This is a genomic window from Kordia zhangzhouensis (assembly GCF_001005305.1).
Taxonomy (GTDB): Bacteria; Bacteroidota; Bacteroidia; order Flavobacteriales; family Flavobacteriaceae; genus Kordia; species Kordia zhangzhouensis.
The window spans coordinates 39,303-55,676 of the sequence record NZ_LBMH01000010.1 but is presented as its reverse complement, the minus strand read 5'-3'; the positions used below and the strand labels follow the sequence as shown (position 1 = coordinate 55,676).

The following is a 16,374-nucleotide window of genomic DNA, read 5'->3' as shown; positions in this document are numbered from 1 at the left end:
TTCATTTTCTCATTTTTTTCTGTAATCTCTTGTTTTATCACAGCTGACAAAGAATTACTTCTTGTAAGTATTTGATATTCAGTAAAAAATGCCATTTTTTAAATTCATTAAAAAGTAAGAAAAAACTGTATTGTTGTTAAAAACTCATGGAGTTTGTGAATAAGTTAGGCTTTCATTTTCAGCCACAATTTTCAATCTTTGTTATTCCCAAATCGAACAACAATCTTTTACCCAATTTTATAAAAAACGCGATAAATTTATGTCATCAACAATTGAACCCATCTTACAAGAGAACAAAGACAGATTTGTGATTTTTCCGATTAAACATGCCGATATTTGGGAGTGGTATAAGAAGTCGGAAGCTAGTTTTTGGACTGCAGAAGAAATTGATTTGCACCAAGACTTGACAGATTGGACGACTAAATTAAACGATGACGAGCGTTATTTTATCAAACATATTCTTGCATTTTTTGCAGCTTCAGATGGAATTGTAAACGAAAATCTTGCGGAAAACTTTGTAAACGAAGTGCAATATTCGGAAGCAAAATTCTTTTACGGATTCCAAATCATGATGGAGAATATTCATTCGGAGACCTACTCTCTTTTAATTGACACCTATGTAAAAGATGAAAAAGAAAAAGATATTCTATTCAAGGCTATTGAAAACTTCCCTGCAATCAAAAAGAAAGCAGATTGGGCGTTGAAATGGATTGAATCTCCAAGTTTTGCTGAGCGTTTAATCGCTTTTGCTGCAGTAGAAGGTATCTTTTTCTCAGGAGCATTCTGTTCAATTTTTTGGTTAAAAAAACGAGGAATCATGCCAGGATTAACTTTTTCTAATGAGTTAATTTCTCGTGATGAAGGTGTGCACTGTGACTTTGCAGTACATTTACACAACAACCATTTGGTAAACAAAGTGTCTAAGCCTCGTATTCGTGAAATCATTGTTGATGCATTAAATATTGAGCGCGAATTCATAACAGAGTCATTGCCAGTAAGTCTTATTGGAATGAATGCGAAACTAATGACACAATACTTAGAGTTTGTAACGGATCGACTTTTACAAGAATTAGGTTGTGAAAAAGAGTACAATGTGTCAAATCCATTCGATTTTATGGATATGATTTCTCTTCAAGGAAAAACGAATTTCTTCGAAAAACGAGTTTCAGAATATCAAAAAGCGGGTGTGATGAATAAAGAAGAAGAGAAAGATAAATTTAGTTTCGACGCTGATTTCTAAACAGTAAATCCCTATAATTTTAGCTGTACGCAGTTTAAAATTTTAAAACAGTATAAAAAGTACCCTAAACACTGATTTTTTTGCCGAAAAATCGGATAAATAACTAACCCCTATTCTGAACGTAAGTTTGGAAGACTTAAAAAATAGATGAGCGTATGTATGTAGTAAAAAGAGACGGAAGAAAAGAGCCAATGATGTTCGACAAAATCACTTCTCGCGTGAGAAAGTTGTGCTATGGCTTAAACGATTTAGTGGACCCAGTAAAAGTTGCAATGCGAGTTATTGAAGGATTGTATGATGGGGTAACCACTTCAGAATTAGATAATTTGGCAGCAGAGATTGCCGCCACCATGACCACAACGCATCCAGATTACGCGCGATTAGCAGCGCGAATTTCCGTTTCTAACTTACATAAGAATACAAAAAAGTCGTTTTCGGAAACGATGACAGATTTATACGAATATATCAATCCTCGAACGGGTAAAAAAGCACCATTACTGTCGGATGAAGTATATAACGTAATTATGGAACATGCAGATCGTTTGGACTCAACGATTATTTATAACCGTGATTTTGGATATGATTACTTCGGATTCAAAACATTGGAACGTTCTTATTTATTAAAATTAAACGGGAAAATTGTAGAGCGTCCACAGCATATGTTGATGCGTGTTTCTGTAGGAATTCATTTAGACGACCTTGAAGCGGTTATTGAAACATACGAATTGATGTCTAAAAAATTCTTTACCCACGCTACACCGACGCTTTTCAACTCAGGAACACCAAAACCACAAATGTCTTCTTGCTTCTTATTAGCAATGCAAGATGACAGTATTGATGGAATTTACGATACGCTTAAACAAACTGCAAAAATTTCACAATCGGCAGGTGGAATTGGATTATCAATTCACAATGTACGTGCAACAGGTTCATACATAGCTGGAACAAACGGAACAAGTAATGGAATTGTGCCAATGCTGCGTGTATACAATGATACAGCAAGATATGTAGATCAAGGAGGAGGAAAACGAAAAGGATCATTTGCAATCTATGTAGAACCTTGGCATGCAGATATTTTTGACTTTTTAGATTTAAAGAAAAATCATGGAAAGGAAGAAATGCGCGCACGTGATTTATTCTATGCAATGTGGATTCCAGATTTGTTCATGAAACGTGTACAAGAAGATGGTCAGTGGACGTTGATGTGTCCAAATGAATGTCCAAACTTATTTAATGTGCATAGTGATGAGTTTGAAGCATTATATATTAAATATGAGTCTGAAGGAAAAGGACGAAAAACAATTAAAGCACGTGAACTTTGGGAGAAAATTTTAGAATCTCAAATTGAAACAGGAACGCCATATATGCTGTATAAAGATGCAGCCAACCGTAAGTCTAATCAGAAGAATTTAGGAACTATACGTTCTTCAAATTTATGTACAGAGATTATGGAATATACTTCAAAAGATGAAGTAGCAGTATGTAATTTGGCTTCTATTGCTTTACCAATGTTCGTAAAAGGAAAAGAATTTGACCATAAAGAATTGTTCCGTGTAACGAAGCGTGTAACAAAAAACTTGAACAAGGTAATTGATCGTAACTATTACCCTGTAAAAGAAGCAGAAAATTCAAACTTCCGTCATCGACCTATCGGATTAGGTGTACAAGGATTGGCAGATACGTTCATCAAATTGCGTATGCCATTCACATCTGATGAAGCTAAAAAACTGAATCAAGAAATTTTTGAAACCTTGTATTTTGCAGCAGTAACGGCTTCTATGGAAATGGCTAAAGAAGAAGGTCCATACCAAACCTATAAAGGTTCGCCAATGTCTAAAGGAGAGTTTCAACATAATTTATGGGGAATTAAAGATGAAGAATTAAGTGGTCGTTGGGATTGGGCAAAATTGCGTAAACAAGTACTTAAAAACGGTGTGCGTAACTCATTGTTGGTAGCGCCAATGCCAACAGCCTCTACGTCGCAAATTTTAGGAAATAACGAATGTTTTGAGCCTTATACGTCAAATATTTATACAAGACGCGTTCTTTCAGGAGAATTTATTGTGGTGAATAAGCACTTATTGGAAGACTTAGTGAATTTAGGATTGTGGACAGAAGATTTGAAGCAAGAATTAATGCGTGCAAATGGTTCTATTCAGCACATTGAGGAAATTCCACAAAATATCAAAGACTTGTACAAAACGGTGTGGGAATTGAGTATGAAGGATATAATTGATATGTCGCGCCACAGAGGATATTTTATTGACCAATCACAGTCGTTAAACTTATTTATGGAAGGAGCTACGATGGCAAAATTAACATCAATGCATTTCTATGCGTGGAAGTCTGGACTCAAAACAGGAATGTATTACTTGCGTACGAAATCAGCAGTAGATGCAATTAAGTTTACAGTGAAAAAATCTACTAAACAAGCACCTGTTGAAGCAACAGCAACTGCAGCTATTTCTGTAGAAACATTAGGCTCTAAACCTTCACAAGTAGCAGTAGAGCCATTAACACCAGAAGAATTGAAAGAGATGATTGCGCGCTCAAAAGGCAATCAAGATGATGATTGTTTGATGTGTGGTTCATAATAAGAGGGCAATTGTAATAAAGAAAAAGGGAGTATTATGCTCCCTTTTTTATTCAGTGAATTATTGTAAAGGATGAAAGAGGTAAAAAAAAATAATTGCTTACCAATTTATATGGAACATTAGTTTGTTAAAACATCCGTTCCTAAATACTCTCCATTTTTATTATAATACCATGCACGTTTTTTAGGCATTTTAATGTCATTTATAGTAGTTTCTTCTGTAAGGATAATATATTCGCCATCATTTTTTGATTCATCTTTAAAGAACTGATATACTTCCATCGCATAGGTTTTCGGGTTAAAATAAAAGTACCACGTATCTTTTCCAACACTTTCTGTATAGGTTACTTTTAATACCAGATATTGTTTTCCTTTAAATGTTTTCTTTTCAATTTTAGGATGAACAATAGTGCCGTTATCTTTCAATTTCATAGGCAATCCATACAAATACGTATAATAATTCTTGTATAACTGCGCGCGTTCACAACTCAAATTATTTTCTTTTTTAACGTCCTCTGAAAGAGTGTCATTTCCATTAAATGCAATGTTACAACTATCTTTAACAATGGTATATTCTGTAGTTTGGGCATTTCTCGTAGCTTTTACATAAAAGGATTCTTCAGGCAAATTAATCTGAATAGTACTTATGCGATCTGCATTTTTGGGAGTTTCCATTGTTACATGCAACGTACCATTGAAAGTTGACCAATTTCCATTAGGATCGTGATACTGAATAGCTTTTTCAAGTAGTTGTTGTCCAGTAAGTTCTTGCGCTGCGCAAAAAGAAATACATACTGCACTGTATAGAAAAAGCGAAAAAAGGAATCGATTCATGATAGGATTTTTTAAAATTTAAGTTTCAAGATAAAAAATATATAGACAATTCAGAAGAAGGTTTTTTAGGAATCTTGTATAAAAAAAGCACGTGTTAATCGTGCTTTTTAAAAAATGATTATTTCGAATACTTTATTCTTCTTCTTCTACAGCGTTTTTATCTTTAATTGTTGCTGGCTTTACTGAGCTGTCGTGCGCAGTATAATATTCTTCCAAAAGATTCATAGTAGCACTTAACAAGTCTTTAGTCTCAAGCAATAAGCTAAAATATAAAGTTGTGTTTTTAGGGCTTGATTCTTCAGTACGAGTACGTTCAACTTGTGTTTGAATTTTTTGGCGAACCAATTGGAACACAGCTTCTTTGTTTGCTAAAACGCTTCCAATCTCTTCAAACGAACGTGAATCAAATGCTTGTTTGGTAGTATTAAATAACTCTTCTAAAGCTTCATCGACTTGTTTCAGTTCTTTAATCTGACTAAATTTTAGCTTTTTATGATTATTATTAACGTGTTTTAAACTTGCTTTAGAAATATACTCTAAAGATTGAGCAATATCTTGGAGATATCCTAAAATATTAATGTAAAAATTACTAGCACCAACACTTGATTCATCTAAGTTCTTAATAAAGTAGAAAATGTTGTCTCGCAGTTCATCAATTTCGCTAGAAAGTTTAGTAACATTCTTTCGATTTTTCTTAAGCATATTAAGATCTTGCTTAGCCAAACCGTTGATGGCACTTGTGTAAATTCTATTTCCTCTCTTAACTACACTGGCAATATTATCGGCACTTTCGTGAATAACTCCTTGTACAGAACTGCTTTCGGCTTTTTGTAAACTGTCTTCAACACGAGCTTCTTTTGCTTTTTTATTATGGCTAATGTAGTTTCTAACCAGTAAAAATGTAGCCAACGCTAACAGTGCGCCAAGCATAATAGGCAAGTTTAAGTTGAGTAAGAAAGCAATTAAGCCTGCGGCTAGAAAGGCAACGATAGCGGTAAAAAACCATCCACCAATTACATTCAATACACCAGCAACTCTATATACTGCACTTTCTGCTCCCCAAGCTCTGTCTGCAAGAGAAGTTCCCATAGCAACCATAAATGTTACATAAGTTGTTGATAGTGGAAGTTTCATAGAAGTAGCAATAGATATCAATACACTAGCAACCATCAAATTCACAGCCGCACGGACCATATCGAAGGCAGGAATGTCTTCTTTGTTTTTATAAGTCTTCAAAGCAGGAACCGCAAATTGCTTATCCATTTTGGCTTGCCATGAAGTTGGTGTAATAGCTGAAACTCCTTGGGAAATACCAATGGCAATACGTACAAAACCTCTTGATAAGAAATTTGGCTTAAAACGTTCTTTAGTTTGCTCTTGACTAGATAAATCAATAGACGTTTTTACAACGGCTTTTGCTTTACTTGAAAACCAAAGAGTGATTACCATAATTAAACCAGCAATTACTAAGAAAATAGTAGGTGTTTCAACCGTTTTTCCTAAAAAGCCCATTTTAAATTCTTTCGCCGCTGCAACTACATCACCTGCAGCTGGACCGCTTTCCATGAATTTTTCAAAAGCTTGCCAACCAGCAATAGGAACTCCAATAAAATTTACAAGATCATTCCCGGCAAAAGCTAGTGCTAAAGCAAATGTTCCTACAACAATAATTAATTTATAAATATTTGTATTGAGGAAAGACATTACTATAAAAGAAATGATTGACCAAACCACAAAACTTACCACTACGATGGAAAGTACAAACTTCTCCAAAAATTCTTTGAGTGTTAAAGAAGAGTCTGAATCAACAACCATATTGGCATATGAAGTTCCTTTAATTCCTTTTACAAAAATGAAGTAAGTAATGGCAGTTAAGGCAATTCCTCCAAATAATGCACCAACCCAATGCGCTTTTTCATTAAAATTATAAGATAACAACAAACGGGCAATCCATTGAACAAAAGCTCCAATAGAAAAAGCAACCACCACAGAGAGTACTATACCTAATATAATAGTAGTTGCTTGTGAGGTATTGATGTATTCTAATAAAGTATGATAACCATCTCCTTCTTTGCTAATTCGGATTAATGCCATAATAACAGCAGCTCCAAGTAGTTCAAAAACAATAGAAACTGTTGTAGATGTTGGCATTCCAAGCGTATTGAAAAAGTCAAGAAGCAGGATGTCAGTAATCATTACTGCCATAAAAATGATCATGATTTCATGAAAAACAAACTGTTCAGGGGTAAAAATTCCTTTTCGTGCAACCTCCATTAGTCCGCTAGAAAAAATAGCTCCAACGGCAACGCCAACACTGGCAACAATCATGATTGTTTTAAAGGAAATAGCTTTGGAACCTATTGCTGAATTTAAGAAGTTTACTGCGTCATTGCTCACTCCTACGACTAAATCAGCAATTGCTAATACAGTCAAAGCAATAATCATCAGTAAGTAAATATTGTCCATACGTACGTATTAATAATAATTTACAAATATCATGAGTGTTACGAAATGTAATGTTACCATAAGGTTATATCTTATGCTATTTATTAAGTCAATAACAGCTTTGTTAAAGATACTAAATAAGTCAAATAGGTATTAAAATATCTTTCTTTTTTACTGAAAAACAATAGAATAAAGCTAAGAATGCATACAAAGTAGCATTTATATAATTTATGTAGTATATTGCAAGGAAAAAATGCTATTTACTAATGAATTGGGAACAATTACTCTCGTTAAGACGATACGGAGATACCCATAAGCGATTACGCAAAGAACAAGACGAGACTCGTTTGGGCTTTGAAGTAGATTATGACAGGGTGATTTTTTCAACTGCTTTTAGAAGCCTGCAAGACAAAACGCAGGTGGTTCCTCTTTCCAAAACAGATTTTGTACACACGCGACTTACACATAGTTTGGAAGTTTCCGTGGTAGGAAGGAGTCTAGGGAGAAAAGTTGGAAAAAAGTTATTGGAAAAATATCCTCATCTGCATGAAGTTCATGGATTTCAATTTAATGATTTTGGTGCAATTGTTGCTGCAGCGGCATTGGCACACGACATTGGAAATCCTCCATTCGGGCACTCAGGAGAAAAGGCAATTGGAGAATATTTTAAAATTGGCAATGGAACACAGTTTCAAAACCAACTTTCTCCAAAAGAATACCAAGATTTGTGTGATTTTGAAGGAAATGCCAATGGTTTCAAAATTTTAACCGAAAATCGCAAAGGTGTCAACGGAAGTTTACGATTGAGTTATGCAACATTGGGTGCTTTTATGAAGTATCCTAAGCAATCACTACCGAAAAAACCAACCAAGCACATTGCTGATAAAAAATACGGAATCTTTCAATCACAAAAAGAAGCCTTTACGGAAGTAGCAAACGATTTAGGTTTGCTTTCGTTTGGCGAAGATGATGACAAGCGCTACGCGCGCCACCCATTGACATTCTTGGTAGAAGCCGCCGATGATATTTGTTACACAATCATTGATTTTGAAGATGGAATCAACCTTGGATTGATTCAAGAAGAATATGCTTTAGAATATTTGATCAATTTAGTAAGAGATACCATTCAGACAGAAAAGTATAACTTATTGCAGCATCGAGAGGATCGCTTAAGTTATTTAAGAGCTCTATCAATCAACACGCTCATTAAAGATGCCGTTCGTATTTTCTTGGAAAATGAAGAAGCTATTTGTAAAGGAGAATTTACAGTAGGCCTTATGGAAAAGAGCAAATACAAAGCGCAAATTGATGATATTATCAAAATAAGTGTTGAGAAGATATACAAAAGCGACGAAGTTATTGAAAAAGAAATCAAAGGATATCACATCTTACAACACTTGCTTGATACATTTATCACTGCTGTTGAACACTTCCATAACGATTCACTTTCAAACTATGACAAGTTGATTTTGAAAGTTTTACCTGAAAATGTTGACTACACTACAAGTCATCTATACAAACGATTGATGAACATCACTAGTTTTATATCAGGATTATCAGATAGCAAGGCCGTTATATTATTTAATAAATTGACAGCCAAAACTTTATAATTTTATTATTTTTAGCCAATTAACCCTATTACTATGTATTCAAATTACTTTAAAACAGGATTGCTACTTTTTTGTACATTTTGTATGCTTCAAGTACAAGCACAACAAGCTGTTTCGGTAAACAAAACACTAAAATTTTCTAAGCAACTTTCTCCTAAAGAAGCCACAGCAGCGTTTCTTCAAGAACTAAAAATAGATGCTGATCATTCATTCCAAACAATTACAACCAATACTGATAGAACAGGAATGAAGCATGAGCGATTGCAACAATATTACAACGGAATAAAAATAGAATTTGGAACGTTAATCGTTCACTCAAAAAATAATATAGTAAAAAGTATCAATGGAGAAGTATACCATGGAAATGGAGTAAATTTATCCCCAACAGTGTCTTCCCAAGAAGCTTTTAATAAAGCAGTTGCTTTTGTAGGAGCTCAAGAATACCTTTGGTCAAACCCGCAAGAAGCGGCAGCAATTAATTACCAAAAACCAACAGGAGAGTTGGTATTATTGCCAGAAATGGATACGTACTCAGGATTGTTGAATCTTGCCTATAAATTTGATATGTATGCTACAAACCCAGTAAGTAGAGGAGAAGTTTATGTAGATGCTCATAACGGTGAAATTTTATTCAACAACAAGATTATCAAACATTTCAATAACGAAGGACGTGAACTGTTAAATAGTTCAGCAAACCTTATTAAGAAAGACGAAACTTCGGCTGCTTTTGTATTAGGATCAGCGAATACACGTTACAGCGGATTAAGAGATATTGAAACACGCTTGGAAACAAGTGGAATGTTTACGCTTAATGATGATTCCAGAAGTGTATTTACAAGAAACGCTCAGAACGTTCCTTTTGGAGGTGGATATATCAATAACTTTGCAGAGTTTACAGATGCTGATAACATATGGACACTTCCTTCACAAGATGATGCTGCTCTAGACGCACATTGGGGAGCTATGCGTTCGTATGATTATTGGTTAAATGTACATGGTAGAAATGGAATTGACGGTAACGGTTTTGCTATGAGAAGCTATGTACACGTTGCCAATCCTCAAAATGGTGGTAGTTGGATAAACGCCGCTTGGAACGGTTCGGTAATGTCGTATGGAGATGGCGGAGGTGGTTTTCAACCGTTAACGTGTATTGATATATGTGCACATGAAATTGGTCATGGAATAACCCAATTTGCTAATAATCTTGTATATGCAAGAGAATCAGGAGCATTAAATGAAGGATATTCAGATTTATGGGGAGCAGCTATTGAATTTTATGCAAAAGGAAACGGCGACGACCTTAACCCTAATGTAGAAACTTGGCAAATAGGAGAGGATATTGCTGCCAATGGAATTGGTATTCGTAGTATGAGCAATCCAAACTTATTCGGTGATCCAGACACATACGAAGGGAACAATTGGAGACCAACTTCAGTAGCAGGTTGTCCAACACCGAGTAATAGTAATGATCAATGCGGTGTACACAGTAATAGTGGAGTATTGAATTTTTGGTTCTACTTGTTAGTACAAGGTGGAGCAGGTACAAATGATGTTTTTAACGTATACAATGTAAATGGTATCGGAATGCAAAAAGCAGAAGAAATTGCATACTTAGTTTTAAGAGATTATCTAACACCCAATAGTACATTCTTAGATGCTAGAAATGCTGCTATTGAAGTTGCTTTAAGTTTATACGGTTCAAATAGCCCTGAAGCAATCGCTACTCAAGATGCTTTCTATGCAGTTAATGTTGGAAGTCAGTACGTAGCATTGGCAACTGATGTTCGATTGGTTTCAGTTACAGATCCTGAAATTCACTGTGGATTAAACTCATTTACTCCAAGCGTTCGAGTAGAAAATTCGGGGGTTTCAAATGATATTACTTCTTTAAATGTAAATTATACTATTGATGGAGGCTCACAAACAACTTTCACTTATAATGGAAACATTCCTGTAGGAGCATTTGAAGATATTCTTCTTCCTTCAATTACAATGTCAAAAGGATTACATATTATTAATTTTTCAGTGAATGTAATAGGAGATGGAGATATAAGTAATAATCGTGAAACATTGCGTCTCAGAGTAAATGAAATAGGAGCCGTTATGGATATATATGATTTTGAATCGGTTGATGACGAATTGTTAACCTATTCTGATGGAACTCCTCAACTATGGTCAAGAGGATTATACGTACAAACTGGAAGTGTTTTTGATGCTACCACGTTAACGGGAGAAGTATACGCAACAACGCTAGACGGAGATTATTCTCAAAGTACACGTAGTTATTTAATAACAGACTGTTATGATTTAGTCGGGGTAAACGGACCAACTCTTCAATTTGATATGGCATTTGATATTGAGCAAAACTGGGATTATTTGTATGTAGAATATTCTACAAACGGAGGAAGAGATTGGAATGTGCTTGGAAGTGCTTCAGATCCAAACTGGTATAATAGTGATAGAACATTTGCGTCGTCAGGAAATACGGATTGTTTTAGCTGTATTGGCTCGCAGTGGACAGGAACGAATACGGCCATGCAACAATATAGTTATGACTTATCAGCATTTAATGCAGAATCAAGTATTGTGTTTAGATTTGTTCTTGTCACAGATCAGTCTGTAAATAGAGAAGGTGCTATTATAGACAACTTAACAGTAACCTCAGTATTGAGTGTAGAAGATGTAAACAATAGCAACGCATTCACATTGTACCCAAATCCTTCTAAAGGAAGCTTTAAAATACAAGCTGCTAGAAATTTAGGAGATGTTTCGGTAACAATATTTGATATTAATGGAAGAAATTTATATACTAGAGAAGTAAATCTTTCAGGAACAGTTGATTTCAATTTAAATAATTTACAATCTGGATTATATATAGTAAAAGTAGCAGGAGAAGACTTTGTAAAATCAACTAAGATTATTATTGAATAATTTATTTAGTTGATGAAAATATACAAATATCCTTCTCTTTTGAAAACGTAGATTATGGACAGAACGAAAAAGAGAAGGATATTTTATGTACTACTGTTTCTAGCAATTATTGGCTATCTTATCAGTAGTAAAAAGAAACAAGAGCAACAAAAGGATCGTTCAAAAACGCTCAAACAACAGCATGCTCTTTACTTAAAAAATAGTCCATTTTCTACTTCTAGATATTTGTCACGCACAGATAGAAAAACACAAGGATTGCCGCCAAATGCCTATTTTGAACAACAATGGGAATTAACAATAAACCCTAGTTTAGGGAGACCAACTCCCGAAAATTTAGTTCGCTTACAGCGAGAATTGGCTACCCAAAACATCCAAGAACGGACACCTGGTGACGGAATAGATAACAACTGGGAAGAACGTGGGCCTAATGATATTGGTGGGCGTACACGTGCAATTCTCTTTGATCCTAATGATATTAATAATCCTAACCCTAACGATGATTACACCCGTGTTTTTGCGGGAAGTGTTTCGGGTGGTTTATGGGTAAATGATGATATTACTGATGCAAATACATCATGGCAGTTAGTTACAGGTTTGCCAGACAATATCTCAGTAACAGTAATAATTGCAGATCCTAATGACTCTAATATCTTGTATTTGGGCTCAGGAGAATCTTATACAAATGGATATGGAGTAGGAAGCGGCGTTTATAAGTCTACAGATGGAGGAATAACATGGCAACAAGTTCTTGGAGGCAATGTTGGAACCGCTTCTGCAGATGGAGCTTCATACTATGTTGATGGAATTTTTCATGTCAACGATCTAGTAGCAAGGAATAATAATGGTACAACTGAAATCTATGCGGCAATTGCCAGTGCAGCATACAGAGATGCAAGTTCTCCGTTTAACATTTTAGGATTTGATGAACGAGGAGTGTATAAGTCTGATACAGGAGGAAGTAGCTGGACACGCTTTCCAATACAATATCCAGGAGGAGGAACCTATCTAAATCCAAACGATATTGAAATTGATAACAATAATGATATTTGGCTTGCAACGACCAATGATTTTTTTAACAATCCTGGCGGGTACATCTATCAATCAACTGATGGAAATTCATTTCAGTTAATTTATACTTTTCCCAATGCTCAACGTACAGAAATAGAGCCTTCTCAAATAAATTCGGGCACGTTTTGGATTTTAGCAGAAATAAATCGTCAAGCAGATCTTTTTGTGACTACGAATAATTTTAATACCGTAAATTCATTCGTAGAGCCTGTCGATGCCGATAGTGGAATTCCAGCCACTGACTTTACAAGAGGACAAGCATTTTTTGATTTAGTGATTGAAGCCGATGTGAATGACAACCTCTATGTTGGTGGAATAGATTTATTCAAATATAATGCAAGCAATGCTAATTGGGATCAAATATCTAAATGGAAAAATGATAGTGGACTACAAAATATCACGGCTTCATTTGTACATGCAGATCAGCATGCAATTGTATTTCGTCCTAATAACAACAATCATGCGGTCATCGGAAATGATGGAGGTGTGTATTTTAGTGATACCTTTTCTGCTGCAACCAACAATGCTGCAGCAATTTCGCACAGAGTCAAAAACTATAACGTAACACAATTTTATTATGGTGCTATTGCAGAAGGAGATATCGTTGATGGAGATGATATCCTAGGAGGAACGCAAGACAATGGAAGCTTGGCAGCAATTGACGCATCTTCACAAATCAATTCTTTTACACCAGTCATTACAGGCGATGGTGCATTTACAGAAATTGATGAAGCAGATGGATATGCAATTATTTCCTTTCCTTTCTTAAATCATGCGTATATTCCATATCCTTCATTAGACATTTTTTCAGGGTACTTTATCGCATTTGAATCCAATCCGTCAAGCTTTCGAGAAGGAGAATTTATCAATGCCGCTGAACTGGATAAAACAAACAATGTACTCTTTACCAATGCTTCAATTTCTAATGGTGCTTTTCAAATTGGAAAACATTCCAATATCAATGGAGGAAATGGAAATGTAGTCACATTTGAATTTACAGATCCGTTACTTGACAATGCTCCTACAGCCTTAAAAATTTCTGCAGATGGACACACATTATATGCAGGATTAAAAAACGGACGATTACTTAAAATAACAAATGCACATACCGAAACGCCTACGTTTACTGACATTAGTGATGCGAGTTTTGTAGGAAGTATTTCAGACATTGAGTTTGGTCAAAGCGAAAATGAACTTCTTGTAACTTTTCACAACTACGGTATTACCAATATCTGGTACTCGACCAATCAAGGTATCACATGGGAAAATAAAGAGGGAGATTTCCCTGATATTCCTGTCAAATGTATTTTAATGAATCCGTTGTTAACTAATGGAGAAGAGGTAATTATTGGCACTGAATTGGGTGTTTGGCGTACGCAAAATTTTAACACAAATTCTCCAAATTGGACACGCTCTGATAATGGTATGCGAGCGGTTGCAGTACTTGATTTGGATTTGCGAACGTCAGATAATACGGTGTTGGCAACAACACACGGGCGAGGATTTTTTACAGGACAATTTTTGCCAGGAACACTAAGCACAGATGAAATTTCTTCTGTAAATGCATTCAAAATTTATCCAACCGTTTCTGACGGAACAATCTACATACAAAGTGATATGAATGGAAAAGCAACTATGGAATTAATTACTTTGGAAGGAAAACGTGTAGTATCTCGAGAAATGAATTTACGAAAAGGACAGGCAATAAAATTGTCATTAAATGAATTTTCTTCGGGAATCTATCTTTTGCAAATACAACAAGGAGCACGCTCTCAAGTCACAAAGATTGTCATAAACTAATCTTAAAAATCGATTGCTTACAGCATTAATTTATTTTTATTACAAAAGAGAAATCAACAACGTCCTTAAAGCATTAACTGAAATTCCACAATCATCCTGTAACTCTTCAACGGTTCCATGTTCTATAAAACAATCTGGAATTCCTTTAATGATCAGTTGATTTTGGTACTGATGTTCCGATGCAAATTCGGAAATAGCACTTCCAAACCCACCTTTAATGGTACCATCTTCTAGTGTAATAATTGTTTGATAACGAGCAAAAATGTCATGCAAAAGAGTTTCGTCAAGTGGTTTTACAAATTGCATATCGTATAATGCTACTTTTTGCGACTGCTGCATTGTATTTATAGCTTCTAGAGCAGTATTTCCAATAAATCCAATACTCAAAATGGCAATTTGAGAACCTTCATTTATACACCTTCCTTTACCAATTTCAATTGTTGAAAAAGGTTGCTCCCAATTTAATATGTTTCCACGACCACGTGGATAGCGAATAGCCATGGGTTGTTCAAGTCCTAATTGTGCTGTGTACATAATATTTCGCAATGCAATCACATCAAAAGGAGCAAAAATGAAAAGATTCGGAATACAGCGTAAATATGCTATATCGAACACACCATGATGAGTAGCTCCATCTTGACCTACCAATCCAGCTCTATCTAAACAAAAAATAACAGGTAACTTTTGCAGCGCAACATCATGAATTACTTGGTCATATGCGCGTTGTAAAAACGTAGAATATACATTGCAAAAAGGAATCAATCCTTGAGTTGCCATACCAGCCGAGAGAGTTACTGCATGTTGTTCGGCAATACCAACGTCAAAAGCACGCTCAGGAATGGCGTCCATCATAAATTTTAAGGAACTTCCAGTTGGCATTGCGGGTGTAATACCAACAATTTTTTTATTCTTTTTGGCAAGTTCAACAATTGTATGTCCAAAAACATCTTGAAACTTAGGAGGCAGATTTTTGGTGTCTTTCGGAGTCAATTCTCCAGTACGTTTATCAAATTTCCCAGGAGCATGATATTTCACTTGATTTTCTTCTGCTTGACGCAATCCTTTTCCTTTTGTCGTAATTACGTGTAGAAACTTTGGTCCTTTTACAGATTTTAAGCGCTCCAATTCATTAACCACTGCAAAAATATCATGTCCGTCAATTGGTCCAGCATAATTAAAGTTTAGTGCTTCAAAAATATTATCCTGTTTCTCTGTTCCTTTTTTCACATTTGTGAGATACATTTTCAATGCGCCAACACTTGGGTCAATGCCAATTGCATTGTCGTTGAGAATAATTAAAATATTCGTATCTGTAACGCCTGCATGATTCATTGCTTCAAACGCCATTCCGCTCGCAATAGATGCATCGCCAACAACAGCTATATGTTGTTTGGTAATGTTATTTTGAAGTTTGGAAGCGATTGCCATTCCTAATGCAGCAGAAATTGCAGTAGATGAATGTCCAACGCCAAATGTATCATAGATGCTTTCGTCTCGTTTTGGAAAGCCAGAAATTCCATTTTTTTGACGATTGGTGTGAAAAATCTCTCGTCGTTCAGTCAAGATTTTATGCCCATATGCTTGATGCCCTACGTCCCATACTAGCAAATCATCGGGTGTATTAAAAACATAATGTAAGGCAATTGTCAATTCTACTACGCCTAAACTTGCACCTAAATGCCCTTCTTTTACCGATACAATATCAATGATAAATTCTCGCAATTCTTCAGCAACTTGTGGCAACTGATCTTTAGAAAGTTTACGTAAATCTTTAGGCGAATAAATATGTGAAAGGAGTGTTTGCATTTAGAACATTAAGAGTCGCAAAATTACGATTTTTGGAGTTGGTTCAC

Annotated in this window: 8 protein-coding genes; 5 read left to right on the top strand and 3 right to left on the bottom strand. The window is 35.3% G+C overall.

What is annotated here, in order from left to right:
* The first annotated feature begins 259 nt into the window (after positions 1–259).
* Both AA088_RS14175 and AA088_RS14170 read left to right on the top strand, forming a co-directional pair.
* Positions 260–1,240 carry a ribonucleotide-diphosphate reductase subunit beta gene (locus AA088_RS14175; protein WP_046745690.1) on the top strand — a complete coding sequence of 327 codons (981 nt, stop codon included), beginning with the start codon at positions 260–262 and terminating at the stop codon, positions 1,238–1,240.
* Positions 1,241–1,395: 155 nt separating this feature from the next.
* Positions 1,396–3,834 carry a ribonucleoside-diphosphate reductase subunit alpha gene (locus tag AA088_RS14170; RefSeq protein ID WP_046745689.1) on the top strand — a complete coding sequence of 813 codons (2,439 nt, stop codon included), beginning with the start codon at positions 1,396–1,398 and terminating at the stop codon, positions 3,832–3,834.
* Between the two features lie 119 nt (positions 3,835–3,953).
* Here AA088_RS14170 and AA088_RS14165 read toward each other — a convergent pair whose 3' ends face one another.
* The gene (locus AA088_RS14165; protein ID WP_046745688.1) at positions 3,954–4,667 is read right to left on the bottom strand and encodes a DUF6503 family protein; all 714 of its coding nucleotides are present in this window, start codon (positions 4,665–4,667) and stop codon (positions 3,954–3,956) included.
* A 132-nt stretch (positions 4,668–4,799) separates the two neighbouring features.
* On the bottom strand, positions 4,800–7,133 hold the full coding sequence (locus AA088_RS14160; protein ID WP_046745687.1) for an inorganic phosphate transporter: 2,334 nt from the start codon (positions 7,131–7,133) through the stop codon (positions 4,800–4,802).
* Positions 7,134–7,378: 245 nt separating this feature from the next.
* Here AA088_RS14160 and AA088_RS14155 point away from each other — a divergent pair, with 245 nt between their 5' ends.
* The 3 genes from AA088_RS14155 to AA088_RS14145 are packed head-to-tail and all read left to right on the top strand — an operon-like array spanning position 7,379 to position 14,521.
* Positions 7,379–8,722, top strand: a complete 1,344-nt coding sequence (locus AA088_RS14155) for a deoxyguanosinetriphosphate triphosphohydrolase (RefSeq protein ID WP_046745686.1) — start codon at positions 7,379–7,381, stop codon at positions 8,720–8,722.
* A gap of 33 nt (positions 8,723–8,755) precedes the next feature.
* Positions 8,756–11,653, top strand: coding sequence for a M4 family metallopeptidase (locus AA088_RS17760; RefSeq protein ID WP_052752917.1), 2,898 nt, complete (start codon positions 8,756–8,758; stop codon positions 11,651–11,653).
* A gap of 54 nt (positions 11,654–11,707) precedes the next feature.
* Positions 11,708–14,521, top strand: a complete 2,814-nt coding sequence (locus tag AA088_RS14145) for a T9SS type A sorting domain-containing protein (RefSeq protein WP_046745685.1) — start codon at positions 11,708–11,710, stop codon at positions 14,519–14,521.
* A 39-nt stretch (positions 14,522–14,560) separates the two neighbouring features.
* On the opposite strand, the gene AA088_RS14140 is transcribed toward AA088_RS14145, so the two are convergent.
* On the bottom strand, positions 14,561–16,327 hold the full coding sequence (locus AA088_RS14140; RefSeq protein ID WP_046745684.1) for a 1-deoxy-D-xylulose-5-phosphate synthase: 1,767 nt from the start codon (positions 16,325–16,327) through the stop codon (positions 14,561–14,563).
* Positions 16,328–16,374 lie beyond the last annotated feature (47 nt).